Raw genomic sequence first — 26880 nt, forward strand, 5'->3', positions numbered from 1 at the left:
GCCGGGCGGGGCGCCGCCCCGACCGCGGCCGGTCCCGTCACCGCCTTCCGGGAGGGCCTGACCGAGGCGCGGCTCCACCGCTGGTTCACCGCCGGGCTCGCCGCGCTGACCGTGGTCATCTGCACCGGCTACAGCGCCACCGCGGTGGCGCTGCCCCTGATCAGCCGGGACCGCTACGACACCAGCGCCGTGCTGGCCGCCGCGACCACCGCCTACGTGCTGGGCGCCCTGGCGGGTGCCCTCGTGATGGCGCGTCGCCGGCCGCCGAGCGCCGGGTGGGTCGCGCTCGCCGGGCTCGCCTGCTACGGCTTCGCCCCACTGAGCCTGCTGACACCCGCCCCGGCCTGGGTGGTGGTCGCCGCCTACGTGGTCGCCGGGGTCGGGATCGAACTCTTCAACGTCACCTGGTTCACCTCGATCCAGCGGGAGGTCGCACCGCAGCGCCTGGCCCGGGTTTCCTCCCTGGACTTCCTGCTCTCCTACGGCCTCGCCCCGCTGGGCCTGGCCCTCTTCGCCCCCGCGGTCGCCGCCCTCGGGACGAGCCCGGTCCTGCTCGGCTGCGCGATCGCCTGCTTCCTGGCCCCGGCCCTGGCAGCGCTCGCCCCCTCGGCCCGGCACTTCGGCCACATCGACCGCGTGCGGACGTGATCGGCCGCACCACGGGCCACCCGCCCCTGGCGGACGCCGTGGGCGGGCGGCCCGCAGCGCGTGTGTGAGACCCCAGGCCGGGCCTGCGGCGCCGGCTACGGCCATCTGCTGCGTCGTCAGGAACGCCCGAAGACAACCCGGTGTGAGGGAGCCCCTCCGCCGTGCAGCCGATCGCATCCGACGCCGCGAGCTGATCCGACTCGGGGTCTCACACACGCTCTCAGACCGGCGTCGGCGGGGACGGCTCGGGCTGCCACTCGGGCAGCACCACGTAACTTCCTGAACCCGGCGGGTCCTCCGCGGAGGCGTTCCGAACCCGCAGCGCCCAGTCGTCGCCGGGCCACCGGGTGCCGCCGTCCCAGCGGACCCCGGCGAGCCGGAGATCGTCGGCCACTGCCGCCGCCAGGTCCGCACCCCGGAAATCGGTCGCGGCGGAGCGCAGGACGTCCACGGCGCGGCCGACCGCCGCGGTGACACCGGCGTCGGGTGCCACCGGGCGCTCCCCGAACCCGTGCGCCGACTCCACCGCCCGGCACAGTCCGTGGCCCGCCGCGGAAGCCTCCCCGTCCCGCGCGAACCGCAGGGCGTCCTCGACCGCCTTCGCCAGCGCCCGGACCCGGGTCAGGTCGGCGGCGCGGGCGAGGGCGCGCGCCGACAGGCCGTCACGGGCGGCTGCCCACGCCCGCAGCGCGGGATCCCCCGCGGGCGCGGGCGTCAGCTCGTCGGCGAGTTCCAGCAGCGTCGCCCGGTGCAGCAGCCGCACGGTGGCGGGCGCCGACCGCCAACCCTCGGCCGCGGCGGTCAGCCGGCCGAGCGGGCCGCGCGTCGCGGTCGGCCACGTGCCCCGGCGTGGCGGAGTCACGGCCCCCGGAGCCCCCACCGCACGGGGCGCGGTGCAGGGAACGGCCGGCGGCACCGGGTCGGCCGCCGCGGCGGCGCGGGCCCGGCGCGTCGTCGTCGACCCGACCGGCGGGAGAGGAACGCACAGCAGCGACGCGAGATACCGGCGCCACAGCGACCATCCGGCGGCGTGCCGCTCGTGGCGCGAACCGGGGCGCCCCCCGCCGTACAGCGAGGCGCGGATCCTCGCCGGCCATGGGCGGCTCACGGGCGGACCTCGCCCACCGGGAGCGCGGCATCCCCGCCGACCGCCGCCCCGTCCCCCACCGGGGCGGGCCCCTGGACCGCCTCGCGGACGGTGGTGCTGCTGCCCAGGTGCCGCAACAGCGCCGGTGCCGAGACACCGACCGCGACCGCGGCGGCGAAGCCGACGACCTGGTTGTGGAACAGCAGCCCGGCCGCCGCCCCCAGCACCACCAGACTCACCGCCGCGAGGGCGTCCGCCGGGGGATCGGTGTAGCGGGCCAGCGGGATCAGCGGCTCGCCGCGGACCCTGGCGCCGCGCCGGGCCGCCCGCCAGGCCGAGATCCGGCTGTGCAGCACCAGCAACTCGGTGAGCGCACCGCCCACCGCGCCGAGCGCCATCGCCAGGTACCACTCCATCGCGCGTCTCCCCTCAGCTGCCGGGGCGTCACCGGAGCACGCCGTACCGGGATGGTTCCCACCGCGAGCGCGACGTAGTGCCACCGGCCGGAGCGGGACGCACTTCGGCGTGAACCGGCGCACCGCCGCCCGCCTCCCCGGCATGTAATCGGTGGTTCCGCAACGGGCGCTGGCGGCTGGGCCCGGTATTGCTGTGTCCCCCTGTGGTGGGTATGACCTGAGGGCGGTTTCGCCGGGTCCGGGGGGTTCGTCGGAGTCGCTGATCAGAGGTCCGGCCACTGCCTGGCCCGATGCCATGCCGGGCGGTTCGCGGGTGATCAGGTCTCCATGACGTGGATGCGAGTACGAGGTCGAGGGGTCCGCCGAGCTCACGACCGTGGCTCCGGCGGCGGTGACGATCGCCGCCAGGTCAAGATGCTGACGGTGTCCGCGGCCGTCATCGCCGGTGACGACGAGGTCAAGGACAGCGAGCCGGGCAGCGCAACCGGCTCGTTGTTGGCCGTGACCGTGGCGTATCACCCACTCGGTGCCCGCAGAGCGGGGGTTCTCGCTGCGCGGCGAGGTGGCGACAGCGGGCCTTCCGCGGAGGGGCCGCACGCCGTCGGCCACTGACGTCGGAGACCGCTGCACGTCGCAGCTCTGTCCTGAGTCGTCCGGCCTGGAGCTGATGACGTTGCTGCCTCCCGTCGACCGCGCTTCCGCCCGGGACGCCGGCGGCAGGCGCGCTCCGAGCACTGCCCGAGCTCACTCATTCGGCCCTCAAGGACCTGCATCGGTTCCGCGCGTGCGGCTCCGGCGTGGGGTCTCCTACACGCTCTGAGGACGAGGTGGACGACTGGACGCGACCGATGATCGATGCGCCGTGTCGCCGGCTTCGAGGCGAACCTCGCGGTGCCACCGGTGTGAACAGGCCGGTCATCGACCTGGGCGCACCGATGCGTGTCAAAGCTCTCGCGGTCGACACGAAGCTGCTGGGCTCCTGACCGGTCGTCCCGGATTCCTCGACTCACGTGTCTGCGCGAAGATCCCTTTGCTGGAAGGTCTTCACCCTTTTCGCCTTGAGTGCGGAATCAGTGAATGCATTCGGAGGGAGGTACTCGTGGGCCTCCACATAATGCACGATCAGCGTGGGTGCGACGTATGTGACTCCGCTCTCCCCGGGAACGTGGATTTCGGCGTTTCCCAAGAGAAGGCCATCTCTTCTGGCGCTCCGCTCGGCCTCTTCGAAGCCAGGGCAAAGCTCGCAGTGGTGGTATCCCCGGTACCGGTTCTTCGAGTCCTTCGCAAGGTGGGCCAGCGCAGCGACCAGCCCTTCTGGTGTCCTACCGTGGCGGTAAGGGTGCCGCTTGGACAGCCAGCCGATGTTGACACCACCAGGAAGTGGGTCCTCGTCGTACTCGTACGGTGTCAGGTCTTCGTAGTGCGTCATCGGCTCAACTCTCCCGGGTCCAGGTGCAGTCTGCAGATCGCGGCGTGACACACGCCCGCATTGGGTCGAACGATATCGCTGATCTTGGTGGGCGTGGGTCACGCTGATTGACCTGGTGCTGGTTCGGGGGTTTCCGGTGGGGAGAACAGTGTGGTTGGGTACCGTCTTTCTTCCTCGGATGCAGACACCATGCCCCGTGATGACGATGGACTGATCGGTTCTGCCGGTCAGCGTCACACCAGCTGCAAACTCCGATCCCATGCCCGGTCCATACGTTGGCGTGGCGCCTCGGGAAGGCCCCCCGCAACCCTTCGCCCGCCCGCTCTGCGGCGGTGTACCCCGCCCCGGTCCTGGCACTCTGCAAAGAACGCATCTCCACCAATGTGGCCTGCCCGTCGGGGACGGCACCGCGGAACGCAACGGGTAAGCAGACCCCCGGCGCCGCCGCCCGATCAGGGCTCACCCCGGCGACCCGGAGCTCGGGCGCTCATCGAACCGAGGCGAGCGGCCCTTGGACAGCCGGTAGGCCCGCGCACCGGTGTGCCGGGCCTCTACAGCCACCGCCCGGTTCCGACCAGCGCTTCCGCGTCGGCCCCCGCAGGCCGCCGCCCAGTCCACGCAAGCCTGCCGATAGTGCGGGTGCGGGGGAGACTCGTTACCGGCGTCCGGTCGAAGCCGCCGGGCCGGCGCGCCACCGCCACGGTCCACGGGCGGCGCCTCGGCCGTCGGGCGGACCCGGCCTCCCCGCCCATGACTCGCGCAGCTGCCGGACGTCCCCTCCATGACGATGATCCGTCTTTTGCCGCCGACACGCTCGGCCGGGTTCCGGACCGTGTGCCGCCCGCCCCTCGCCCCCCCACAGGCGTGCCGGGGTCGTCGCCCCGGCCCCGGTCGTCGTGCCGGGGCGGTGCGGGTCTCCCGTAGGATCGGCGACCGGCCCGGGCGGACCCCGTGGCGACATCCACCGTCCCAGCCCTGCCGCGCAGGGCGGCGGCAGTACCGCGGGAGAGCAGTGATCAGGGTCCTCGTCGCCGATGACGAACCACTCATCAGGGCGGGCATCCGGCAGATCCTCGCCTCCGCGGAGGACATAGAGGTGGTGGCCGAGGCCGCGGACGGTCGCGAGGCCGTGGACCTCGCCCGTGCGCGCGCGATCGACGTGGCGTTGCTGGACATCCGGATGCCCGTGCTCGACGGGCTCGGTGCTCTGGCGGAGCTGGGCCGGGTCGCGCCGTCCGTCCGGGCCCTCGTCCTGACGACGTTCGGCGAGCGGGACAACGTGCTGCGGGCGCTCGCGGACGGCGGCGCCGGTTTCCTGCTGAAGGACACGGCGCCCGGTGAGTTGATACGGGCGGTCCGGGCCGCCGCGGCGGGTCACGCCTTCCTCTCGCCCGGGGTGACACGCCATGTGGTCGACACGCTCGCCATCGGCGTCGAGCCGGCCCGGCGTGCGTCGGCGCGACAGCGGCTGGCCGCCCTCAGCTCGCGGGAGTCGGAGGTGCTGGCGCTCCTGGGGGAGGGGTTGTCCAACGCGGATGTGGGGCGCCGCATCCATGTGAGCGAGGCGACGGTGAAGACCTACGTGAGCCGGATCCTGGCCAAGACGCAGTGCGACAACCGAGTCCAGGCCGCGCTCCTGGCCCGTGACGCGGGGCTCGACGCGGACAGCTGACGTCGGCGGGGCGCCGCGTCCGCTGTCCGCCGCGTCCGCTGTCCAGCCGCGCGCCGGGAAGCGGACGCCGGGCGAGCGGCTCAGGACGCGACGCGGCGCCGCTCGCCGAGCCCGGCGGGCTCCGGTACGGCGTCCTCGCCCGGCCGGTTGATCTCGGCCCAGACCGCGTCCAGGGAGAGGCCGAGGACGTCGGCGATCGCCGCGATCGTGGGGAAGGCCGGGGTGGCGACCCGCCCCGACTCGATCTTCCTCAGCGTCTCCGGGGAGACGCGGGCGTCGAGCGCCGTGGCGAGCATCGAGCGTTCGCCCCTGGCGCGGCGGAGGAGCGCACCGAGGCGCTGTCCGCGTTCGACCTCGGCGGGAGTGAGCGGCAACCTGACCATGTGCCGATACTAGTACCGGTACAGTAGTCCCGGTATTGTTATTGGAGTCGTGAGAGGAAAGTCGCGTGATCGAGATCCTGAGCCCTGGTCAACTGGCCAAGGCACGAACCTCCGGGGCCTTGGTCGCCGACATCCTGCGGACGCTCCGCGGCCGTGCCGAGGCCGGTACCAACCTCCTGGACATCGACCGGTGGGCCAAGGAGATGATCCTCGACGCCGGGGCGCAGTCCTGCTACGTCGACTACGCCCCGTCCTTCGGGCGCGGACCCTTCGGCCACTACATCTGCACAGCCGTCAACGACGCTGTGCTGCACGGACGGCCCTCCGACCACACCCTCGTCGACGGCGACCTGCTCACCCTCGACCTGGCCGTCTCCCAGGATGGCGTCGCAGCGGACGCCGCCATCAGCTTCGTCGTGGGCGGTGCCGGCGACGCCGAGAGCACCGCGCTGATCACCGCCACGGAACGCGCGCTCGCCGCCGGTATCGCCGCCGCCGGGCCGGGGGCCCGCGTGGGCGACCTCTCGCACGCCATCGGCACGGTGCTCCACGACGCCGGCTACCCGATCAACACGGAGTTCGGCGGGCACGGCATCGGATCGACCATGCACCAGGACCCCCACGTCCCGAACACCGGGCGGCCCGGCCGCGGCTACCGACTCCGCCCCGGACTCCTGCTGGCGCTGGAGCCATGGGTGATGGCCGACACCGCCGCACTCGTCATCGACGCGGACGGCTGGACCCTGCGCAGTGCCACGGGCTGCCGCACCGCCCACACCGAGCACACGATCGCCATCACCGAGGTCGGCGCCGAGATCCTCACCCTGCCCTTCCGCTGACGGGCGGCGCCCCGCCCGCCGACGACGCGGGCGGGGCCTTCGCGGACGTCCGTCTCGCGCCGCGCCCCGGGTCACGCGTCTGCGCACCCGCGGTCCGCAGACCGCCGCGCCCGGGACTGCGGGGCCTAGAGCTCGGTCGTGAACGCGTCCTTCCTGGCCAACCGCCCGTCGGCGAAGCAGAACCGGAAGAGCGCCACCAGCGCGGGGTCGTCCGGCTGCTCCGTGGAACCCCGGACGACGCACTCGGCGCCCGGTGGCCGGGGCGGCTCGGGGCCCGCCACGTCCTCGAAGAGGAAAGACCCCTCCGGCAACCCCGCCCGCACCTCCGCCTCGTCGGCGCCCACCTCGACCGCCGCGTACGCCTCGGGGGAGAGCAGTGAGGCGTCCCACTCACGCAACGCCCACAGCCCCAGCGCCACCAGTACCGCCGCGCACAGCGTGGCGGTACCGCAACCGATCGCGACGCCACGCCAGTTGCGCCTCATGGCCGTCGTCAGTTCCTGCTGCCGCTGGTGGGGTGCCTGCCAGTCGAACGCTCCCCTGGCGCCGTCCACTGTCCCGCCGGTCGCCGCGGCCCTGGGAGGCGGTCGATCGGCGGCGGCTGGCACCGTTGGCCCGTGGGACGCCTCGGCGGCGCCGGTGGTATCCGCCGTGTCGCGGCCGGTGCCGTAGGGCAGCATGCCCGCGACGCGGAAGCCGCCGTCCCCGGTCGGGCCGGAGTGCAGGAGGCCGCCTACGAGCCGCGCCCGCTCCCGCAGCCCGGTCAGCCCCTGGCCCCCGCCCACCGGGTCGTGAGCGTCGCCGCCCGCTGGCCCCGTGGCGCCCGTGTCGGCGACCTCGGCGACGAACGCGTCCGGCTCGTAGCGCAGTTCCACGACCACCCGCGCGCCCGGAGCGTGCTTCAGCGCGTTGGTCAGTGCCTCCTGGGCGATCCGGTAGGCGGCGTGGTCGGCCGCGGGGTCCAGTGCCCGCGCCACGCCCGTGCGGCGCAGCTCGACGGTCGCGCCGGCGCGCCGCGCGGCGGCCACCAGGTCCGCGACCCCGGCCACGCCCCGGGCCGGGTGCGTCCCGGCGGGTCGGTCGCCCCCGGAGCCGTCCTCGTGGAGGACCCCCACCACCTCCCGGAGCTCGTGCATCGCGCCGGCCGCCGACTCCCTCAGCTGCCCGACCCGGGAGCGCTGCTCGTCGGTGAGCCCGCTGTCCACCTCCAGCGCACCCGTCTGCACCGTGATCAACGCCAGCCGGTGACCGATGCTGTCGTGCATGTCCTGCGCGATGCGCTGCCGTTCGCGCAACCGCCAGTGGGAGGCGATCATCTCGCGCTCCCGCAGCAACTGCTCGTTGTGCTCGTGCAGGGCGTCGAGAAGGGCGCGCCGCTGGGCGCGGTAGCGGCTCACGAGCCCCGGCAGGACGGTGCTCGCCACGAAGCCGACCGTCAGCAGGAGCAGCGTCCGGGGGTCCGGCGCGCCGCGCCACCACAGCCCCACGGCCAGGGAGGCGTGCGCCACGTAAGAGACGGCGAACGCCGCCACGACGCGCCGCGCCGCAGCGACACGCCCGCCTGCCGACCACCCCGCCAGCGGCATCAGCAGCCAGAACCCGCCAACCAGCCCGGCCAGGGCGCTGGACGCCACGAGGACACTCGCGGGGAGGACGCGACGAGCCACGCACAGCGTCCCCGCGGTGGCGGCACCGAGCACGACACCCGGGCCGCCGAACTCGGACAGTCCCACGGCGGCCACCGCGCCGGTCGCCGTCGCCGCCACCGTCTCGCCGATGATCCGGCGCCAGGTCCACATGCCGTCCGCGGTGAGCCGCCGCCGGCCCGCGCGCACCTGTTCTCTCGGATTCACCCGCTCACGATAGGCAGCGTGCCCGCCACCCCCGGCCCGCGGGCACGCGGGGCAGCGGACAGCGGCTGTCCGCTCGGCCTGGGAGGCTGGTCGAAGGGGCCGGGTCGGGTGCTCGTGCCCCGGTACGCAGAGGAGAGCGATCACCGTGACCACATCCCCGGGGCGGAGGCGGAGCGCGACGACCGTGCTGGACGACCGTGCCCTGAACCGTGCGACGCTCGCGCGGCAGCACCTCCTGGAGCGCACCGACTCGGCGCCGCTGGATGTCGTGTCGCACCTGGCGGGGCTCCAGGCCCAGGAACCCCAGGAGCCGTTCGTCGGCCTGTGGTCGAGGACGCGGGGGTTCCGGCCCGAGATGCTGGACGAGCTGCTGACGGAACGGGCCGTCGTACGTACCCACCTGATGCGCCGTACGGTCCACCTGGTGGCGGCCGACGACGCGGTCGCGTGGCGCGGTCGTCACGACGCGATGCTCCGCGGGCGTGTGCTGACGACCTATCGGGACGAGCTGCGGGGCATCGACACCACCGCCGTCCGCGCCGCCGGGCTCGCCGTCCTGGCCGACGGCCGTCCCCGCACCATGGCCGAGCTCGTCGAGCCCCTGCGGGACCGCTGGCCCCGGCCGCCCCGCAGAGCGCTGGGCGAACTCCTGGTGGCGGCGCTGATCCCGATGGCGCAACTGCCCCCGCGCGGCCTGTGGCAGCGGACCGCCGGGGTGCGGAACCTTTCCCTCGCCGACTGGCTGGGCCGGGAGGTGGAGCAGGTGGAGGACGACGGGAGCGACCCGGCCGGGCAACGGCTGCTGCGGCGCTACCTGGCGGCCCACGGCCCCGCCACCTCCTCCGACCTGCGTGCCTGGTGCGGGCTGACGGGGTTGCCGGCGGCGGTGCGTGCGGCTCGCGGCGACCTCGTCTCGTTCAGGGACTCCCGGGGGCGCGAGCTGCTGGACCTGCCCGGAGCGCCGCGCCCCGATCCCGGAACCCCCGCCCCGGTGCGCTTCCTCCCGGCCTTCGACAACGCGATCCTCGGCTACCGGGACCGCGGTCGCATCATCGACGAGGAGCATCTCGGCCTGTCGGTCGCGGGTGAGCGGGTCGTCCTCGTCGACGGACGGGTCTCCGCCACCTGGACGGTGCATGACGACCGGGTCGCCGTCACGCCGCTGCGAGCCCTCTCCCGGGCCGAGCACCGGGACGTCCGCGAGGAGGGCGGGGCGCTGTCGGAGTTCCTCGGCACGGCGTCCGGCGACGTGCGGATCGCCGCGGACGGCTGACGAGCACCGGCCGGGCGCGGGAGAGAGAGGCGGGCCCGGCGGTCGCAGTCGCGCCGGAGTCGATGAGCGAGCCCAGCTCGCGACCATTGTCCCCGCTGTCCCCCAGGCAGCGGCATCGGACGCTCAGCCGTGACGGGACCCGTCCGCGACGAGGGCCCGGTGCAGAGCCTCCGCCGGGTACGGGGCCGTCCGGTCCCCGTCCTGGAGCCTGCCGTGGAACTCCGTCATCACCGCGGCGAGCGGTGCGTGCCGGGAGATGATCTCCCGTGCCGCGGGCGGTCCGTCCGGTGGTGCCGCTCCGCGGGCGCACGCGTGCAGCAGTGCCTCGCGCTCCTCCCGCCCGTACCCGTACACCCCGGTGATCAGCCGGTTCACCAGCCAACTGCGGGTGAGGCAGCGGTCGTAGCTGCGGTGCTGTCCGAAGAAGTCGGTCTCGGCGCCCGACAGGTCGAAACGGGACGAGACTGCGAGGCCGTAGTCGGCGAAGCAGAGCCGGTCGTCGGCGACGAGGACGTTCCGGAAGTGGGCGTCGAAGTGGAGGACGCCACGGGCGTTCAGGAACGACGTACCGGCATCCAGCCCTGCCGCGGCCAGCGAGCAGGCCCGGTCCGCCTCGTCCTCGCCGGCGGCCAGCCGCTCGGCGAGCCATGCGTCCAGCGTCTGCGGGACGTACTCCAGGAACAGGTCGAGGAACGCGCTCGCCCCGGCGATCCCCTCGATCCGGCGGCGGATCCCCGGGCCGCCGCCCCAGTGGGCGACGGCGCGGTCCACGCCGGCGAGCTCCTCGGGAAGCGGCGCCGTGCCGGGCAGCACGCGCCAGTGGTACATCAGGGGGAACCCTTGGTACCCACCGGCCAGCACCCAGTCGGTCGTCATGGTGTGGACCGCGAGCTCCCGCCACGCCCCGAGCCTGGGCTGCCGCCGACACCGTACTGGCAGAAGCCGGGCAGACCGAAGAGGTTGGCGGTCGACCTCACGTGCTCCGGCAGCCGTTCCAGGTCCGTGAGCGGCACCCGCTTCACGAAGACCGGCACGCCCTCCACCTCCAGCAGAGCGGAGGTCCCGCCGAGCGGCGGCGCGTCCGCCACGAGCTCGCCCAGCTGCCGGTCGCTCCGCAGCGCGAGGGCGGTGGAGAGCGTGCCGTGGGTGGCCGCCCGTGCTTCGGCCGGTGGACGGGTGCCGTCGATCCCTGTCCGTGTCGGCATGCCGGCCTCCTCCGCTGCGGCGCGGGGGTGACCACCCCGGCCTTCCGTGCACCGTACGCGTCCACGCCGCTCCGCCGGGGTGCGCGGTCAGGGCCCGTCCGCCAGCAGTTGCCGCGCCGTCGCCGTGACGGTGCGCACCAGGTGGCGCGGTACCGGGTGCTGTCCGGCGCCGCGCCGCGTCACCGCGACGATGCGGCGGACGGGCGCCGTCTCGCCGCGGAGCGGGATGCGCGCGACGAGCGCTTCCTCGGCCAGCTGCGCCAGCCGCGGCACCAGGAAGACGCCCAGCCCGTGGGCGACGAGGGCGGTGCCCGTGCCCCACTCGTCCGCGTAGTGGGCGAGGCGGGGCGTGAACCCCGCGCTGAGGCAGGCGGCGAGCAGCAGCTGGTGGTACGTCGTTCCCGGGTTGCCGACGATCCACGGTTCGGCCGCGGCGTCGGCCAGGGTGACCCGTGCCCGCCCGGCGAGATCGTGGCCCAGCGGGACGACCAGGTCCAGCGGGTCCTCGACCAGCGGGCGCTGGTCGAACCGACGGTCGGTCACCGGCGGCGAGTCCGGTGTCACCACCAGCAGCGCGAGATCGGCCCGCTCGGAGAGCACCAAGTCGAAACAGCGGTCCGGCTCGGCCTCGACCACGCTGACGGACAACCGCGGGAACTCCGCCCGGACGGCGGCGACCGCGGGTGGCAGCAGCCGGCTGGCCGCCGTCGAGAAGCCGCAGACCGTGACGTGGCCCGACGGCTGGACTCCCGCACCGACCAGATCCGCCCGCGCGTTCTCCCACTGCTCCTGGAGCAGCTCGGCGTGGTGCAGCAGCACGTGGGCAGCGCTGGTCAGCCGGACCCCGCGGCCCTGTTGCGCCATCAGCTCGACCCCGACATCGGCCGCGAGCTGTCTGAGCTGGTAGGAGACCGCCGAGGGCGTGTAGTGGAGCACCCGTGCGGCGGCGGTCACCGTGCCGTGCTCGGCCACCAACTGCAGGATGCGCAAGCGCGAGTCGATCATGTAATAAGTTTGCACGATCAACGCTGAATTCATTTGATTTTTCTTTTGATCCGTCGCCTCGATACTGGCCGACATGGCAGAGCAGCGTGTCACGAGGCGGCGACGGACCCGCCCGTCGCACTCCGACACATCACCCCGTATCCGTCACCTGACGTCCCCCGGTACCCGTACCCGAAGCACCCCCGGCACCCGGATGCGCACCACGGTGCTGCGCCGGCCGGTGCGGCGCGAGGAACCCGACCGCAGAACGGTCCGCACCGCCGCGCTCCTGGTGGTCGTGCTCACCGCGGGCGCGTACCTCCCCAGTCCGCTCTACCCGGAGTACCAGCAGCTCTTCGGCTTCGACGACCTGCGCATGACGATGGTCTTCGCGACCTTCGCACTGGTCAGCGGCCCCGCGCTGCTGCTGGGTGGTCCCGCCGCGGACCTCGTCGGCCACCAGCCCGTGCTCCGGTTGAGCCTGCTGCTCGCCGCGGCCGGCTCGTGCTGCTTCGCGCTGGCCGACGGAACGCCCTGGCTGTTCGCCGGGCGCGTCGCCCAGGCGCTCGCCCTGGGCGCCGCCACCGGCGCCGCGCAGGCACTCATCACCACCCACCGACACCCCTCCGCCCGCATCGGCGGCCCGCTCTTCGCGAGCCTCGCGTTCACCGTGGGCACCGCCGCCGGCCCCGCCCTCTCCGGCCTTCTGGCCCAGCACGCACCGGGGCCGCTGCTCACCCCCTTCCTGCTCCACCTGCTCCTGCTGGCGTGGGTGTGGGGTCGGCTGCGGACCACCGTCCCCGTCGCGCTGGCACCCGGACGGACACGGGCGCGGTGGCGGCCGACCCGGCCGCACATCCCCGCGGAGCTGCGCCCGCTCTTCCTGGTGGCCGGGCTCAACGGTTTCCTCGCCTGGGCGGTGCTCGGCATCTACCTCGCGCTTGTCCCGGCGCTGCTGGTGCGGGAGTTGGGTACGGACGACGCCGCGCTCACCGGCGCGGTCCTGGCAGCGGTGCTCATCTGCTCGCTCGTCGCCCAACTGGGCGCCACGCGCAGCGGTACGACCCACTCCCAACGGCTGGGCGTGGCGCTGCTCGGAGTGAGCCTGCTCCTGCTCGGGGTCAGCGGCGCCTCCTCCCTACCACTCACCCTGGCCGCCGCCGTGCCCGCGGGCATCGGCCACGGTCTCGCCTTCAGCGGCGCTGCGCGCGCGGTGGACGCACGCACCCCGGCCGATCGGCGTGCCGGGATCGGGGCCGCCCTCCACCTTCTGTTCTACCTCGGGTCGGGTGCCCCGGCCGTCGTCGTCGGGGTCCTCACGCTCTGGGTCCCGCTGGCGACGGCGGTCACCTGGATCAGCTGGTCCGCGCTCGGCCCCGCCCTGCTGCTCGTCCTGGCGACGGGGTACCTCGCACGCCCGCCGCGCACTCCGACGCCCGGGTGAGACCCGGACCGTGAGGCGGCTCCCCGGGCGGGACCGCCTCACGGCCGGCCGGGCACGGAACCGCGGCGAGCGCGGCGGGGCGCTGTTCCTGGCACTCGCAGTACCAGGAACAGCCCTCCCTGGAGGCCGGGCTCGGCGCGGAGGACCGTGAGGGGACCGGGGCAGCCCGCACCGATCCCGCCGAGGAGACCCCGTGCGCGAGTACACCCGCATCTACACCGACGGCGACTGGACCGACCCGGTCGACGGCACGGTCCTGGACCTCGTCGACCCCGCCGACGGCTCCCGGACCGGCAGCGTCACCCTCGCCGGCCGCGCCGACGTCGACCGTGCGGTGGCAGCAGCCCACCGCGCCTTCGACGGATTCGCCCGCACCACGCCGGCGGAACGGACCGACCTGCTGACCCGGATCCTCACCGAGTTCGACCGGCGCGCGGCTGACCTGGCAGTCGCCGTCACCACCGAGATGGGCGCCCCCGCCCACCTCGCCCGGGACGCCCACGTCCCGACCGGACGCCTCCAGATCACCACGGCCGTCGAGGTCCTCGCCGGAACCCCCTTCACCGAGCGCCGCGGGGACGGCGAGATCCGGCGCGAACCGCTGGGTGTGGCGGCGTTGATCACCCCGTGGAACTTCCCCGTCCTCCAGATGGTGGGGAAGACCGTCTCCGCCCTCGCCGCCGGGTGCACCGTGGTGCTCAAGCCCGCGGAGACAGCCGCCCACTCCGCCATGGTGTTCGCCGAGATCATGGACGCCGCCGGGCTTCCGCCGGGCGTCTTCAACCTGGTCCCCGGCCGCGGCGAGGTCGTCGGTGAGGCGCTGGTATCGCACCCCGACGTGGGCGTGGTCTCCTTCACCGGGTCGCACGCCACCGCCACCCGGGTCGCCGTCGCCGCCGCGCCGACGACCAAGCGCGTGCACACCGAGCTCGGCGGCAAGTCGCCGCAACTACTGCTTCCGGACGCCGACTTCTCGGTCGCCGTCGAGACCCTGCGGCAGTTCATGCTGGCCATGACCGGGCAGATCTGCAGCGCCCCGAGCCGGACCCTCGTGCCGCGCGAACGTCTCGACGAGTTCCTCGGCACGCTGGTCCAGGCCGTGGAGAGCCTTCGTGTGGGCCACCCGGGCGACCCCGCCACACAGATGGGGCCGCTCGCCTCCCAGGCACAGTGGGAGATCGTCCAGCGGTACGTCCGCTCCGGGCTGGCGGCGGGGGCGAGTCTCGTCACCGGGGGGCTCGGGCGCCCCGAGGGACTGCCGCACGGCAACTTCGTCCGCCCCACCGTGTTCGCGGACGTCGACAACTCCATGGAGATCGCGCGTGAGGAGATCTTCGGCCCCGTGATGTCCGTCATCGCCTACGACACGGTCGACGAGGCCGTCGACATCGCCAACGACACCCCCTACGGTCTGGCCGCCTACGTCGTCGGGAGCGACCCGCACCAGGTCGACGATGTCGTGGCCAGGCTGCGTGCCGGCGCCGTCCTCGTCAACGACGCGCCGTTCGACTGGACCGCGCCCTGGGGTGGGTACAAGCAGTCCGGGAACGGCAGGGAGTTCGGGGTCGAGGGAGTCCTCGCCTACCTGGAGACCAAGGTGGTCCACCGGCCGCGGTCCTGACGCGGGGCGCTCGCGCCGCGGGCGGGAGCTCCCGCCCGCGGCGCCGCGTACCGTACATCACGCCGGACGCCGGACGCCGGGTCGCCGGGGCGCCGGAAACCGGGACGACAGAGAGAGAACGACGTGACGGAGCTGGGCGAGTACCTCCGGGCCTGCCGCGCCCGCGTCACCCCCGAGCAGGTCGGTATGCCCACCCTGGGCCACCGCCGGGTACCGGGGTTGCGACGAGAGGAGTTGGCGGCTCTCGCGGGCGTCAGCGTCGACTACGTGGTCCGCATCGAACAGGGCCGGGCCGGGTCCGCGTCGGAGGAGATCCTCACCGCCCTCGCCCGCGCGCTCGGCCTCGACGCCGATGAGCGCGACCACCTCCTCCGCTGCGCCGCCGCGTCAGACGCCGGCACCCGCGCCCGCCCGCGGACCGGCGCGGCGGGACGCCGCACCCCAGCTCGTGACGTCGGGCGGATCGACCCCGCCACCCGGACGCTGCTGGACAGCGCCGGGGGTGTCGCCGTGCTGGTGCTGGGGCGGCGACTCGACGTCCTCGCCTGGAACCCGCTCGCCGCCGCACTCCTCACCGACTTCGGCCGGGTGCCGCCGGAACGGCGGAACCTGGTGCGCCTCGCCTTCCTGGACCCAGGTCTGCGCGCCCGCTACCGGGACTGGGACGTCGTCGGCCCCGAGTGCGTCGCCTACCTCCGCATGGAGGCCGGAGGCTGCGCGGACGACCCGGAGTTCGCCCGGCTCGTCGGCGAGCTCTCGCTGCGGGACGCCGACTTCCGACGCTGGTGGGCGGAATACCACGTGCGGGCCCACCGCGCCGGCCGCAAGCACTTCCTCCACCCCACGGCCGGGGAGCTCGCCCTCGACTTCCAGGTCCTGGACGTCCGGGGCGCCGGTCAGCAGCTCCTCCTCTACACCGCGCCCTCCGGCAGCGCGTCCGAGGAAGCGCTGGAGTTCCTCGCGCGATGGGAGGGAGGCACGCCCGGCGGCGGGTCCGCGGGGCGGCGCACACTGCGGGGCGGGCGCTCGCCCGACGCCGCGGCTGAGGCCGAAACCGACGACGCCGGCCGGCCCGGCACCGACCCCGCCCGCCCCGATCACCCAGGGTGGCGCCGGTCGTCGCCCCGGTAGCGGTCGGCACCCTCCGCCCGTTCCCAGTCGGCCTCGCCGCCGGCCCCCATGACGCCGGTCGCCGACCGCAGGTCCTCCATCGCCGTCCTGCGCAGCTCCCGGCGCGCCACCACCCCCACGACCACGGGGAACAGCGGTCGCAGCGGCTGGCAGAAGCGCAACCAGGGCGGGGCGTAGACCTGGTTCGACCGGCGGGCCACCCCGGCGGTGAGCCACTCGGCCACGCGCGCGGGCGAGTGGACCCGTCTGGCGATGGCGGGCTGGTTGGAGCGGAGAGCCCGCAGCACCGGATGCTCGTCGATGCCGGAGAGCATGTCCGTCCCCGTCCAGTGCAGGTAGGCGATCCCCACCCCCACGCCGTCCGGCTCCACCTCCCCCCGCAGCGCCTGCGCGAACGACTCCGCCCCCGCCTTCGAGGCGCAGTAGGCGCTCATCATCGGCGCCGACCCGAAGGCGGCGGTCGACGCGATCTGGAGGAAGTAGCCCCGTGTGCGGAACAGCTGCGGCAGGAACGCGCGGGCGGTGTTGGCGGAACCGGTCAGATTGACGTCCACGACCCGCTGCCACAGCTCCGGAGCGCACTGCGTGAACGGACCGCCCGCCGCGATACCCGCGTTGGCCACCACCACGGAGGCGGGACCGAGTCGGGAGGCCACCTCCTCGGCGGCGTCCGCCAACTCGGCACGGTCGGTCACGTCGACCTCGATACCGACGTTCTCCGTGAGCAGCCCACCGGCGGCCCGGCGGAGAGTCTCCCGCTCCCGGCCGAGCAGCGCCACCCGCATCCCGGCCCCCGCCAGGCGATGGGCCAGCGCCGCTCCGACCCCCCGAGCCGCGCCGGTCACCACTGCGACCCGGCCCTCCAGGCTGTTCGCGGCCCGGGCGGCTGACCCGCCGCGTCCCCTCGGAGCAGCACCCTGCATAGCGCATCCCGCCTCTCGGACCACCGACCGGATCGACCACCGCCCCGGCTCCGCACCGAGGCCGGCTCGTGGTCGGTGTGGCAGCTACACATGCCCGGCCCGCCCCCGGTGACACCCGCCCGGGCGGTGAGGGCACCCGTTCCCACCCGTTCGGCGGGCGGGGGCACGGGAGCGGCCCGGCGAACCGGGGTTCGCCGACGTCGGGTCGAGCGCTTGACCCCGCCCTTACGTCATAGTTCTGACTGGCCTCATGAAGATCGTTCCCTTCGCCTACCTCTCCTCCTACCTGCTGTCCCTGCTCGGCAACTCGATCGCCGCGATCGCGCTGCCGCTGATCGTCCTGCAGACGACCGGAAGCGTCCTGGGCGCCGGGGCCGTCGCCGCGGCGACAGCGCTGCCCGCCGTCGCCGCGGGCCTCCTGATGGGAGTGGTGATCGACCGGATCAACCGGCGCACCTCCTCCGTCGTCACCGACCTGGTCTCGGCGGCGGCCCTCGGCGCACTACCCGTGGTCGACCACGTCACGGGACTGACGCTGGGCTGGTTCATCCTGTTCGGCATCATCGGCTCCCTCGGCGACGTGCCCGGCATCACCGCCCGGGAGACCCTGCTCCCCGCCGTCGTGCGCCACGGCGGCGTCTCCGCCGAACGGCTCATGGGCATCAGGGAATCGCTGGGGGCGGTGGGGCTGCTCCTCGGCCCGGCGGCTGCGGGTATGCTCATGGTGCTGCTCGACGGCTCCACGGTCCTGTGGATCACCGCGGGCACCTCTCTCGCCGCGGCACTGCTCACCCTGCTCATCCCGCACCGGGTCGGCGCCACCGGCCAGGCGGACGACGGGACGCCGTCACCGCCCCCGGGGAACGGCTGGACGCAACTCCGCGACGGGTGGCGGGCTCTGCTCGGGAGCAGGTTCCTGGTGGCCACGACCTTCCTCGGCCTGGCGCCGGCGGTGGTGCTCGCCTCGATGCAGGGGCTGGTGCTGCCCGTCCACTTCTCGATCGCAGGCGAACCCGGCATGCTCGGGTTCGTCCTCACCGCGCTGGCCGCGGGGATGCTGCTCGGCGGATCCGCCTACGCGGCCTTCGGAACCCGCGGCCCCCGCCGGGCGTGGTTCGTCTGCGGCCTGGCCGGGACATCCGTCGGCTTCGCCCTGATCGCCACGCTGCACTCGACACAGTTGATCCTCGGCGGAGCGTTCGTCGCGGGGATCGCGAGCGGTCTGTTCGGCGGACTCCTCGGCGTCCTCATGATCGAGCGCATACCCGAGCGCATGCGCGGACGTGTCCTGGGAACCCAGAACGCGCTCATGACAGCCGCGCTCCCCGCAGGGATCGTCGCTGCCGCGCTGCTGACCGAGTACGCGGGAATCCGAGTGGCGGCTCTGGTGCTCGCCGGCGTGTGGCTCCCCGCCCTCGCCCTCGGCCTCTTCTCGGCACCGCTGCGTAACCTGGAACCCGAATCGCGGGGGACGCCCGCGCGAGAGGTGGTGACCGACCGTGCGTAGCGGCGAACTCGCCCGCCTGGCAGGTGTCACGGTCCGCACCCTGCGCCACTACCACCAGGTGGGTGTGGTCGCGGAACCGGACCGCGACAGCAACGGGTACCGTGCCTACGACGTCCACGACCTGGTCCGGGTGCTGCGCGTCAGACGCCTCGCCGCGCTCGGCGTGCCGTTGGAGCGGATGCCCGGAGTCCTGGACGACGCCGACGGCGACGGCCGGGGCACCGTCGACCTGCTCGACGATCTGGACCGAGAGCTGGCCGACCGCATGGACCGGATCGCGCGCCAACGGGAGGTCATCGCCCGCCTGCGCGACCATCGTGCCGCGCCGGACGTCCCTCCGGAGCTCGCCCCCTTCCTCGCCGTCTTCGCGGCGGCCGGGCTCCCCGCCGACGTGGTGCGGCTCGACCGCGACCAGTCGGTGCTCCTCGCCCACTTCGCGGGGGAGGAGGGGATGGCCAGGCTCGCCCGTTTCTACGAGCGGCTGAGCGGGCCCGCGCTCTTCCCCGTGGTGGCGGCCGTCAGTGACGCGTTCTCCCGGCTGGGGCCCCAGACCACGGACGAGGAGATCTCGACCTTCGCGGAGACGTTCGCCGCGGCGCTCGGACCGGAGATCGGCGGACTCGGACTCGGGTCCGAGGAGGACCCGACGCCGGACCTCGGTGACGCCGTCGAGATGCTCGGCCGCCACACGGACGACGTGCTCAATCCCCAGCAGCGCCGCGCCCTCCAGCGGCTCGCCGAGATCCTCGAGGCGGCGACCGCACCGTGACGCGGCGCCCCCGTCGCGCCCCGTCCACGGCCGAGCGGGGCACGAGCAGCACCCCTGCGGCACACGTCAGCCGTCGGCGCACCCCGCCAGTCGGCGGGCCGAGTCCAGGTCGTCGGCGAGCGGCAGGAACTCCGCGGTGCCGGTCACGGTGAACAGCCGGGTCGCCCAGGCGCGCAGCGGGCCGGCGATAGCCAGCGGCCTCCCCGCGTCCTCGTGCGCGGTCTTTGTGGAGAGGAGCAGACCGAGGAGGGTGGAGTCGGCGAACGTGAGGCCCGAGATGTCGACGATCGTGCAGGTCGTCGGCGACCGCAGGGCTTTCGCGAGGGCTTCCTCGAACGGACCGACGGCGTCGACGTCGACCTCGCCGCTGACGGCGACGGTGAAGATGTCGGAACTCTCCGCCGTCGTCACCATGGCGGGTTGTGGGGGGATCATCCTCGAATCCTCCCAGCCCGGGGCGAAATGTTCGGTCTCGTGATGGTCACGTCTTTCCTGTTCTCCAGAGGTCGGACGGGTGGAGCGGCGCTGCCGACCGGAAGTGACGCGGTCGGGGCGGTCGGTGGAACGACACGCGGGAGGCGGCCGGGCGTCGTCACCGAGCGGCTCGTCCGGTGCTGCTCGCTGCCGGCGGGCACCGCCGAGGGGCCCACGATCCGTTCCGGGACAGCCTTCTTCCCCGCCGACGCCGCGTCACGAGCCGCCGGCCCTCCCGCTTCGCCCCGCGAGCTCCGCATCGGCTCGCGGGCCGTCGCCGGGTCCGGCGGGCCGACCGCGGCGCCGGCTCGGTCGCCGTCGGCGGGGCGGCGTGTCGGGCAGTGTCACCGGTGGGAAGGTGCGGGTGTCAGACGGTCGCGTCATGCAGAGGCAGGACGGCGGTCAGGCGCTTCCCCACCAGCTCGCGGTGCATCTCGAATCCGGTGCAGACAGCGGTGACGATCTCGAGGCCGTGGCCGCCGACGCGCCGGGGGTCCTTCTCCCGGATCACCGGGAGCGCCGGGTCGGTGTCCCACACGCTCACCCGGGCGCACCCGGCGACGAGTTCCAGCTCCAGCATGTGCGGGCCCGGCGCGTGCCTGCGCACGTTGGTGACCAGTTCGCTGACGACCAGGGGGAGCAGCATGCGGGCGTCCGCGCCGACATCGACCCCGCCGGTGGTCCGCACGGCTTCCAGGAACCGCTCCGCGAGCGAACGTGCCTCTCCGAGCTCCTCGCTGCCCTCGTAGGCGGCGCAGGCGCTGACCGGCTGACCCCCCGCGTCCCTGCGGCCCGTCTCGCCCGGTGTCTCCGGCAAGGGGCCACTCGCTTTCCGTGGGCGTTCCATCATCATCAGTCCCGCATGCCCCAACGCCGGGACAACAGTCCTTGTGACGCCACCCATTCGCTCCCGCCGTGCGTCGCGCGCGGGGCAACCGCCCCGTACCCGGTCGAAGCGGGCATGGTGGGCGGCGGTAGGTCGCGAGACCACCGGCCGGGGCCGCCTGCGCCCGGTCGCCACCCAGCAGCCGGGCCGTCGTTCGCGTCCGCCGCACAGCTCGTCGGGAAGCGACCGGCCCCGTCCCGCCGCGGAGGAGCGGCCGGACGGGGCCGGTCGGTGCGTCGCGGGGCGGGTCACCGATGGCGGCGGAGGGCGTACTCGGCCAACGTCATCAGGTCACGTGAGGCCCCGACGCCCAACGTCGGCTCGGTGAGCGCCGACCGTGCCGCCGCGAGGTGGCGGCGTGCCTCCGCAAGGGTCGCCTCCCGCCCGCCGGCCGCCTCGGCAAGTGCCGTGGCCTCGGCGGGGTCACCGTCCCGCTCCAGCAGCGAGCGGAGCGATCGCCCGGCGGGCGTGGCGGAGCTCAGCGCCGCGAGCACGGGGTAGGTCTTGCGGCGCTCCCGCAGGTCACCGTGGACCGGCTTCCCGGTCACGGCAGGGTCGCCCCACAGGCCCAGGACGTCGTCGGCGAGCTGGAACGCCACCCCCATGCTGCGCCCGGCCCGGTCAAGCGCCGCCACCGCCGGCGGCTGCGCTCCGCCCAGGGCCGCGCCCAGGGCGGCGGCGCACCCCAGCAGGGCTCCGGTCTTGCCCTCCACCATGGCGCGGTACTCCTCGGCCCGGACCTGCCGCTCGCCCGACCAGGGCCGGGAGGCGAACAGGAGATCGTCCGCCTGGCCGCGTACCAGCTCGCCGAGTGCCCCGGACAGCATCCGCACCGACCGTGCGCTCTGCGAGGAAGGTCCGGCGTGGGCCAGCGTCTCCACCCCCAGCGCGAACAGCGCGTCCCCCGCCAGTACCGCGGGGCCGGTGCCGTAGGCGTGCCACACCGTCGGCCGGGACCGCCGCGTCTCGTCGCCGTCCATGACGTCGTCGTGCAGCAGCGAGAAGACGTGGACCAGTTCAACCGCGACGGCGGCCGGTGTCCCGCGCCGGGCCGGCGCTCCCGCTGCCTCGGCGCCCAGCAGGGCGAGGGCCTGTCGCAGGCCCTTGCCGCCCCCGGCCCCGGTACGCGCGGCGCCGCCCACCTCGCACCAGCCGAACGAGTACCCGGCCATCTCCGCCAGCCACGGATGCAGCCGGCCCACGGCGTCGACCAGATCGGGCCGCACCTCGGCCCGGCAGCGCTCCAGCAGCCGGGCGGCGCTCTCGGCCCGCTGCGCCCCGCTCGCCCCGGGCGCGGCCCGGCTCGCCTCCCGGAGCGCCGGGCCCCCGGCGCTCACGGCGCGACCCCGCGCACCGTGCCCGCGACGGCGGGAGTGAACTCGGCCTGTGCCCGACGCACCATCTCCAGGGCGTGGCGCAACCCGATGCGCTCCATGGTCACCGCCAGCTCGTCCAGTTCGGCGACGGTCTCGGCGAGGTCCCGTCCGAGTCGTGCCCGGCACTTCGCGAGCCCCAGCCGGGCCAGTGCCTCGCCCCGCGGCTCACTCATGGTGCGGAACTCATCGAGGGCCTGCGCGTAGGAGGCCCGGGCGTCCTCGAACCGCTCCGCCCGGTACCGGACGTTGCCCTGCATCTTGTGGTTGTAGGCCAGCGCGCTGCGCAGGTTCATGGTGCGGCACGTCCGCTCGGCCTCGCGCAGCAGTGCGAGTGCCCGTTCGGCGTCACCGTCGCGCACCGACACCACGTCGGCCAGGCCGCGCAGCGCCCATGCGTGTCCCCGGTGGTCCTCCGCGTCCGCCGCGATCCCGGCCGCCTCCGCGAACAGGCCATGGGCGGTGTCGAGGTCACCGGTGTTCCGGTGTATCTGCGCGATGCCCTCCAGTGCCCAGACGGTGTGCCGCGCCTCGCCCCTTCGGCGGGCCTCGGCGAGCAACTGCTCGTGGAGCCGCCGCACCGCCTCGTAGTCGCCCTGGATGCGCCCGGTCTCCGCCATTCCGGCCAGGGAGTAGCCCCGCGCCACCACGTCGCCACCCCGTTCCCCGAGTTCGGCGGCGAGGCCGAGCAGGCGTCGGGCGAGGGCGAGGCGACCGCACTGGCGCGCGAGGGTGCCGCCGCTCCACAGCGCCCACGCCATCGCGCCGACGTCCTCGGCCGACCGGGCGGTGCGGTACGAGTCCTTCCAGGCGCGTTCCGCCTCCTCGGTGCGCCCCAGGCGCCGGTACGCCTCGGCGGCGGCGAGCCCGGCGCGGGCCGCCTCCAGCGGCGAGCCGTCGCTGCGGGCGGTCGCGAGCTGCTCGTTGGCGGCGGCCAGCACGTCAGGGAGGGAGGAGTTGACTGACAGAGCGGTGAGGGCGCCCTGGTACTCGGGGGCGAAGGCCTTGCTGTACATCGATTCCTTTCGGCCGAAGGCATCGGTCCCCGGGGCGGATCGCCCCGGTGAGACCTTTATACCGCGTATGTATACCCGGTATCTACCGTCGGTCGGGAGGAGGGCTGCGTGGCGCCCACTCCGCCAAGCTGAGCCGCGAGGAACACTGTTGGCCTTGGGCTTCGTGCCCGGCTACCCCGTGCCGGTTGCCGCACTCCCCGCTCATCGGTCGAACTCCTCCTCCGGCCGGACGAGAGGGCGCCGTGGTGGTGGAAGGCCGTCGTGCGGGCGTTGTCGCCCCCTCCCGCCGCCTGCTCGCGTGGTCCGGGTGCGTCGCCGTGGGCTCCGGCGTCCGACGCGGGCTGCGTCCGGCGGCGGCGCCACGAAGGTCGGCCGCCGCCTCCACCGGCCCTGCGGGTGCGCGCAGTCCGTGGCCCGCGGTGGGCAAGCGGACGGCCGGGACGAGTGCTTCGCGAAGTCGCCGGTCGGAGCCCGGGGGCGTACCGGGCTGTCGGAGGCTCGTGGTGAGATGTCCTGGTGAGCCGCGCCGCAGAAGACTCGAACCGCCGCATGCTCCGGGTCCGTGACGCGATGGACCGCGACTACGCGCGAGCCCTGGACGTGCCGTTCCTCGCCGGTCTCGCGCACGTCTCGCCGGCGCACTTCTCGCGGATCTTTCGGGCCACCTTCGGCGAAACGCCCCACCGCTACCTGCAGCGCCGCCGGGTGGAGCGGGCGATGTTCTTGCTCCGGCACACCGACCGCAGCGTGACCGACATCTGTTACGAGGTCGGGTTCAACAGCCCCGGCACCTTCAGTCGAACCTTTCGAGACATCGTCGGGAAGTCGCCGCGGGCCTTCCGGTGCGAGGGGGGAGTGGTCGCGGTGCCGACCTGCTTCACCATGGCATGGGTGCGACCCGCGTCCGCCCCGACCGGCCCGGAAGCGGCCGACCCGGACCGGTGACCGCGGCCCCGCCGCTCGGTACCGTGGTACCCATGTTCACCAGCATCACGCAGTCACAGATCTACGTCCTCGATCAGGACGAGGCCCACGACTTCTACGTCGGCAAGCTCGGCCTCGAGGTCGCCGCCGACTTCGACCTGGGGTTCATGCGCTGGCTCACCGTCAGCGTGCCCGGCCATCCCGAACGGCAGATCCTGCTGGAGAAGCCGGGCGCCCCGGCGATGTCCGAGGAGACCGCGGCGCAGGTACGCGAGTTGGTGACCAAGGGGGCGATGGCCGGCTGGCTCATCCTCACCACGGACGACTGCCACAAGACCTACCGGACGCTGCTCGAACGAGGTGTCGAGTTCACCGAGGAGCCCACGAAGCGTCCCTACGGCATCGACTGCGGTCTCCGCGACCCCTTCGGCAACCGGATCCGGTTCACCCAGCCGACGACCTGAACCCGCCCCGGCGGGGCGGCGGATCGGCCGCCGAGCGGCAGCGCGCCGCCCCGGCCGCGGTCGACTGCTCCGGACAGGGCCGTCCACGCGCGAACGGCGGCGTCTCGACGGACGGCCGTGCCCGGACGCGGCGGGCGCGGGCCGGCGGGCACGGGCCCCGCTCAGCCGGCAGCCCGCTGGACCAGGGCCGTCAGCGCGGCCACCGCTCCCTCGCTCAGCTCGGTCACGGCGTACGAGGTGGGCCAGAGTCCGCTGTCGTCGTCCAGCGACGCCTCCGCGGTGAAACCGAAGGTCGAGTACGGCTCCTTGTCCGCGTCGCCGCTGCGGAAGAAGCAGACCACCTTGCCCGCTCGCGCGTAGGCGGGCTGTCCGTACCAGAGCTTGGGGGAGAGCTCGGGCGCGTGGGTGGTGACGATGGCGTGGATCCGCTCGGCCACCGCGCGGTCGGCGGGCGCCATCGCTGCGATCTTCGCCATCACGTCGAGCTCTGCCGCTGCCGCCTTGCCGCCCCTGGGGCGGTCCGCCTCCGCTCTGAGCTCCGCGGCGCGTTCGCGCATCGCCGCGCGCTCCTCCGCCGAGAAGCCGTTGCCGCTCGCCGGTTCGGCGCTCCCGCTCATCGTCATCACTCTCCTGTGGGTGGCCGGCTTCCTCGATCGGACCCTACGGCGCGGCCGGTCCCGGCGCTTCTCGAGATCTGACGGGTCGTCCGCCCCGCCCCGCCGACCACGCCGACCACGCACATCGAAATAGTGTGCTGATTTCTTATGAGTCGTGCGTGTTCGGCCAGCTCCGAGCAGTTCGTGCCATTCATCGGGAATTGGTCGGCGATCCTCCCGGATGGCGCTATACAGGATGGCTGAGGCGGGTGGGCGCCTCCTGTGAGTGGTGTGGGACGAGTGGGGAGAGGTCCGATCAGTGCTGACCGTCAACGTGGCCGTGCTGCTCGCGGTCGTGGTCGTCGCGCGTCTGTGTCGACGCACGCAGGCGCGGAGCCGCACCGACGAGAAGGTGACCGTGGCCCTCGTCCTGGCGCTCGGGGTCGTGATCGCGCCGACCCCGGTCGGCCAGGCCCTCTTCACCGCCCTCGGTGAGTTGGCGAGCGGCGTCACCAGGGCAGGACAGTGAGCCCGCGCGCCGGAGGGCGCTCGCCGGCACGTGGCCGCGGAGCCCCTCGCCGCGCCCGCGCGGCCTCGCGCCGCGCCCCTGTGCGGCGCGGTCGTGCGGTCGGCGGGCGCCGACGGGCGCAGCGACCGAGCTTCGAGGCCGCGGCCCCCGTGCTCCTCGGGGTCGCCGCCCTGGCGGCATTCACCGACCGGCTGCTCGCCGTCTGGTGGGTGGCGGTCCTCACGGCGCTGCTCGCGCTGGGCGCCGGCGCCGACCGGCCGGGGTCGCTGCGGCGCCGGTTTCGTCGGGGCCCCGCGAGCGGTAGGAGCGCGGACGAAGCACTCGCGGGGCTGGACGCCCTGCACCACTCGTGCTTCGAGGACGCGGTGCGGGACATGATGCGCCGCGACGGCTGCCGGGACGCAGCGCGCGTCGGGGGAGCCGGTGATCTCGGCGCCGACGTGACGGCCACCGACCCCTTCGGGCGCCGCTGGGTGATCCAGTGCAAGCACCGGCGCCAGGGCGCTGCGGGCTCCCCGGTGGGAACGCAGGACTTCCAGGTGCTCAACGGCACCGCGCGCCAGGTGCACGGCGCCGACATCGCGGTGATCGTCACCAACGGTCGGGTGACGGCGCCGGCGGTCACCTTCGCCGGGCGGCAGCGGCTGCAGGTGGTGGACCGCCCCGTCCTCGGAGCCTGGGCGTCCGGCTCGCACCCGCTCTGGGAACTGCTGCGCACCGTTCCGCCGCCCCGTTCCCCCGGCTGACGCACAACGCGCCCGCCGTCGCCCCGCATCGTGGCCGTGGCCGGGGGCACCGCTCAGCTGTCGGACCGCGCTCGGCGTGAGGGCGTCACGCCGGTGAGGTCGGGTACGCCGAACTCGCCGGCCAGCGCCGCGAAACGGCGCACCTTGTCGGCGCCGAACCTGCCGACCACGGGGGCGTACTCGCGGTACGTCAGCAGTGCGCCGGGCCTCGACTTCGAGTGGAACTTGTCCGCATACATGGCCAGGCGTTCCTCGCGTGTCTCCGCCAGGTGGTCGGCAGGCGGGACCGGGAGCCGTTGCTCGACCACATCGGAGCGGCTGAGCCCGACCCCGGTGTGGCAGGAGCAGAACCGGCACAACCGCGTGGGGAAGCCCGCGTCTGCGAGCAGGTCGTGACCGAGCGGCCTGTGCCGCACGTAGTTCGCCTCCTCCAGACGCCCGGCCGTGCCGTACATCCGATACACCCCGATGTCGTGCAGCAGGCACCCCGCGCGCACCAGGTCCTCGTCCACGGCGACGGTCTGATCCCGGAGCAGCAGCTGTGCGATCTCCCAGACCGTCCCGCAATGCCCCAGGACGCGGCGGTAGGCGGTGGTTGACGGGGCGTGGTCCCGGCGCAGCGCGCGAATCTCCCGCTCGGACGGCGGGCTCACCGGCTGCTTCCCCCGGCGCGATCCGCGCCGCGACC

28 protein-coding genes are annotated in these 26880 nt (G+C 74.1%); 13 read left to right on the forward strand and 15 right to left on the reverse strand.

The genetic code is table 11. The features are described 5' to 3' along the window. Positions 1–648 (forward strand): MFS transporter (locus HCJ92_RS06215; RefSeq protein WP_167932423.1); only part of this gene is annotated, 648 nt, incomplete at its 5' end. Positions 649–868: 220 nt separating this feature from the next. Here the strand turns inward: HCJ92_RS06215 and HCJ92_RS06220 are convergent. The 3 genes from HCJ92_RS06220 to HCJ92_RS06230 all read right to left on the reverse strand — a co-directional run bounded on the left by HCJ92_RS06220 (position 869) and on the right by HCJ92_RS06230 (position 3580). After that, on the reverse strand, positions 869–1510 hold the full coding sequence (locus HCJ92_RS06220) for a hypothetical protein (RefSeq protein WP_167932424.1): 642 nt from the start codon (positions 1508–1510) through the stop codon (positions 869–871). Between the two features lie 242 nt (positions 1511–1752). After that, positions 1753–2151 carry a hypothetical protein gene (locus HCJ92_RS06225; protein ID WP_167932425.1) on the reverse strand — a complete coding sequence of 133 codons (399 nt, stop codon included), beginning with the start codon at positions 2149–2151 and terminating at the stop codon, positions 1753–1755. A gap of 1006 nt (positions 2152–3157) precedes the next feature. Continuing rightward, a complete protein-coding gene (locus HCJ92_RS06230) occupies positions 3158–3580 on the reverse strand; it encodes a DUF7919 family protein (RefSeq protein ID WP_167932426.1) in 423 nt (140 codons plus the stop codon). Positions 3581–4592: 1012 nt separating this feature from the next. On the opposite strand from HCJ92_RS06230, the gene HCJ92_RS06235 reads away from it, so the two are divergent. Beyond that, positions 4593–5252 (forward strand): response regulator, encoded by a 660-nt coding sequence (locus HCJ92_RS06235; protein ID WP_167932427.1) that lies wholly within the window; start codon positions 4593–4595, stop codon positions 5250–5252. 80 nt (positions 5253–5332) lie between these two features. Here HCJ92_RS06235 and HCJ92_RS06240 read toward each other — a convergent pair whose 3' ends face one another. Next, positions 5333–5635: a helix-turn-helix domain-containing protein gene (locus HCJ92_RS06240; protein ID WP_167932428.1), complete on the reverse strand. Its 303-nt coding sequence runs from the start codon at positions 5633–5635 to the stop codon at positions 5333–5335. 65 nt (positions 5636–5700) lie between these two features. On the opposite strand from HCJ92_RS06240, the gene map reads away from it, so the two are divergent. After that, the gene (gene map / locus HCJ92_RS06245) at positions 5701–6474 is read left to right on the forward strand and encodes a type I methionyl aminopeptidase (protein WP_167932429.1); all 774 of its coding nucleotides are present in this window, start codon (positions 5701–5703) and stop codon (positions 6472–6474) included. Between the two features lie 125 nt (positions 6475–6599). On the opposite strand, the gene HCJ92_RS06250 is transcribed toward map, so the two are convergent. Beyond that, on the reverse strand, positions 6600–8327 hold the full coding sequence (locus HCJ92_RS06250) for a sensor histidine kinase (protein WP_338054043.1): 1728 nt from the start codon (positions 8325–8327) through the stop codon (positions 6600–6602). Positions 8328–8472: 145 nt separating this feature from the next. Between HCJ92_RS06250 and HCJ92_RS06255 the strand changes: the two genes are divergently transcribed. Next, complete coding sequence (locus HCJ92_RS06255; RefSeq protein ID WP_167932430.1) at positions 8473–9600, forward strand: DNA glycosylase AlkZ-like family protein; 1128 nt, start codon at positions 8473–8475, stop codon at positions 9598–9600. 123 nt (positions 9601–9723) lie between these two features. On the opposite strand, the gene HCJ92_RS06260 is transcribed toward HCJ92_RS06255, so the two are convergent. The 3 genes from HCJ92_RS06260 to HCJ92_RS06265 form a co-directional block, all read right to left on the reverse strand. Beyond that, the gene (locus HCJ92_RS06260) at positions 9724–10476 is read right to left on the reverse strand and encodes a protein kinase family protein (protein WP_420824674.1); all 753 of its coding nucleotides are present in this window, start codon (positions 10474–10476) and stop codon (positions 9724–9726) included. Beyond that, positions 10473–10805, reverse strand: coding sequence for a hypothetical protein (locus tag HCJ92_RS25775; protein ID WP_420824675.1), 333 nt, complete (start codon positions 10803–10805; stop codon positions 10473–10475). The genes HCJ92_RS06260 and HCJ92_RS25775 overlap by 4 nt, the downstream gene beginning before the upstream one ends. 87 nt (positions 10806–10892) lie before the next feature. Beyond that, entirely contained in the window at positions 10893–11810 is a 918-nt protein-coding gene (locus HCJ92_RS06265; RefSeq protein ID WP_167932431.1) for a LysR family transcriptional regulator, read from the reverse strand. Between the two features lie 73 nt (positions 11811–11883). Here HCJ92_RS06265 and HCJ92_RS06270 point away from each other — a divergent pair, with 73 nt between their 5' ends. From HCJ92_RS06270 to HCJ92_RS06280, 3 genes are all read left to right on the forward strand, one after another. Then, positions 11884–13233: an MFS transporter gene (locus tag HCJ92_RS06270; protein WP_245240631.1), complete on the forward strand. Its 1350-nt coding sequence runs from the start codon at positions 11884–11886 to the stop codon at positions 13231–13233. A gap of 193 nt (positions 13234–13426) precedes the next feature. Further along, positions 13427–14854 carry an aldehyde dehydrogenase family protein gene (locus HCJ92_RS06275; protein WP_167932432.1) on the forward strand — a complete coding sequence of 476 codons (1428 nt, stop codon included), beginning with the start codon at positions 13427–13429 and terminating at the stop codon, positions 14852–14854. A 123-nt stretch (positions 14855–14977) separates the two neighbouring features. After that, positions 14978–15985, forward strand: coding sequence for an MmyB family transcriptional regulator (locus tag HCJ92_RS06280; protein ID WP_167932433.1), 1008 nt, complete (start codon positions 14978–14980; stop codon positions 15983–15985). Here HCJ92_RS06280 and HCJ92_RS06285 read toward each other — a convergent pair. Continuing rightward, positions 15952–16908 (reverse strand): SDR family oxidoreductase, encoded by a 957-nt coding sequence (locus tag HCJ92_RS06285; protein WP_167932434.1) that lies wholly within the window; start codon positions 16906–16908, stop codon positions 15952–15954. The genes HCJ92_RS06280 and HCJ92_RS06285 overlap by 34 nt on opposite strands. Before the next feature lie 250 nt (positions 16909–17158). Between HCJ92_RS06285 and HCJ92_RS06290 the strand changes: the two genes are divergently transcribed. Both HCJ92_RS06290 and HCJ92_RS06295 read left to right on the forward strand, forming a co-directional pair. Next, the gene (locus tag HCJ92_RS06290) at positions 17159–18415 is read left to right on the forward strand and encodes an MFS transporter (protein WP_167932435.1); all 1257 of its coding nucleotides are present in this window, start codon (positions 17159–17161) and stop codon (positions 18413–18415) included. After that, a complete protein-coding gene (locus tag HCJ92_RS06295; protein ID WP_167932436.1) occupies positions 18408–19184 on the forward strand; it encodes a MerR family transcriptional regulator in 777 nt (258 codons plus the stop codon). Before HCJ92_RS06290 ends, HCJ92_RS06295 begins: the two co-directional genes overlap by 8 nt. 66 nt (positions 19185–19250) lie before the next feature. Here the strand turns inward: HCJ92_RS06295 and HCJ92_RS06300 are convergent, their stop codons facing one another. The 4 genes from HCJ92_RS06300 to HCJ92_RS06315 form a co-directional block, all read right to left on the reverse strand. Beyond that, entirely contained in the window at positions 19251–19619 is a 369-nt protein-coding gene (locus HCJ92_RS06300; protein ID WP_167932437.1) for an STAS domain-containing protein, read from the reverse strand. Between the two features lie 406 nt (positions 19620–20025). Continuing rightward, positions 20026–20475 (reverse strand): ATP-binding protein, encoded by a 450-nt coding sequence (locus tag HCJ92_RS06305; RefSeq protein WP_167932438.1) that lies wholly within the window; start codon positions 20473–20475, stop codon positions 20026–20028. A 317-nt stretch (positions 20476–20792) separates the two neighbouring features. Next, entirely contained in the window at positions 20793–21881 is a 1089-nt protein-coding gene (locus HCJ92_RS06310; protein WP_167932439.1) for a polyprenyl synthetase family protein, read from the reverse strand. Further along, entirely contained in the window at positions 21878–22933 is a 1056-nt protein-coding gene (locus HCJ92_RS06315; RefSeq protein ID WP_167932440.1) for a tetratricopeptide repeat protein, read from the reverse strand. The genes HCJ92_RS06310 and HCJ92_RS06315 overlap by 4 nt, the downstream gene beginning before the upstream one ends. Positions 22934–23449: 516 nt before the next feature. On the opposite strand from HCJ92_RS06315, the gene HCJ92_RS06320 reads away from it, so the two are divergent. Further along, positions 23450–23878, forward strand: coding sequence for a helix-turn-helix transcriptional regulator (locus tag HCJ92_RS06320; RefSeq protein WP_338054045.1), 429 nt, complete (start codon positions 23450–23452; stop codon positions 23876–23878). 32 nt (positions 23879–23910) lie between these two features. Then, positions 23911–24321, forward strand: coding sequence for a VOC family protein (locus HCJ92_RS06325; RefSeq protein WP_167932441.1), 411 nt, complete (start codon positions 23911–23913; stop codon positions 24319–24321). Between the two features lie 161 nt (positions 24322–24482). On the opposite strand, the gene HCJ92_RS06330 is transcribed toward HCJ92_RS06325, so the two are convergent. Then, positions 24483–24944, reverse strand: coding sequence for a DUF1801 domain-containing protein (locus HCJ92_RS06330; RefSeq protein ID WP_209310779.1), 462 nt, complete (start codon positions 24942–24944; stop codon positions 24483–24485). A 292-nt stretch (positions 24945–25236) separates the two neighbouring features. Here HCJ92_RS06330 and HCJ92_RS06335 point away from each other — a divergent pair, with 292 nt between their 5' ends. Together HCJ92_RS06335 and HCJ92_RS06340 are read left to right on the forward strand one after the other, a co-directional pair. Next, positions 25237–25446, forward strand: a complete 210-nt coding sequence (locus tag HCJ92_RS06335) for a hypothetical protein (RefSeq protein WP_167932442.1) — start codon at positions 25237–25239, stop codon at positions 25444–25446. Beyond that, the gene (locus tag HCJ92_RS06340; protein WP_420824676.1) at positions 25443–26192 is read left to right on the forward strand and encodes a restriction endonuclease; all 750 of its coding nucleotides are present in this window, start codon (positions 25443–25445) and stop codon (positions 26190–26192) included. Before HCJ92_RS06335 ends, HCJ92_RS06340 begins: the two co-directional genes overlap by 4 nt. A gap of 53 nt (positions 26193–26245) precedes the next feature. On the opposite strand, the gene HCJ92_RS06345 is transcribed toward HCJ92_RS06340, so the two are convergent. Further along, positions 26246–26845: an HD domain-containing protein gene (locus tag HCJ92_RS06345; RefSeq protein ID WP_338054047.1), complete on the reverse strand. Its 600-nt coding sequence runs from the start codon at positions 26843–26845 to the stop codon at positions 26246–26248. Positions 26846–26880 lie beyond the last annotated feature (35 nt).

Origin of the sequence: Streptomyces spiramenti (assembly GCF_012034385.1) — a bacterium.
Classification (GTDB): Bacteria; Actinomycetota; Actinomycetes; order Streptomycetales; family Streptomycetaceae; genus Streptomyces; species Streptomyces spiramenti.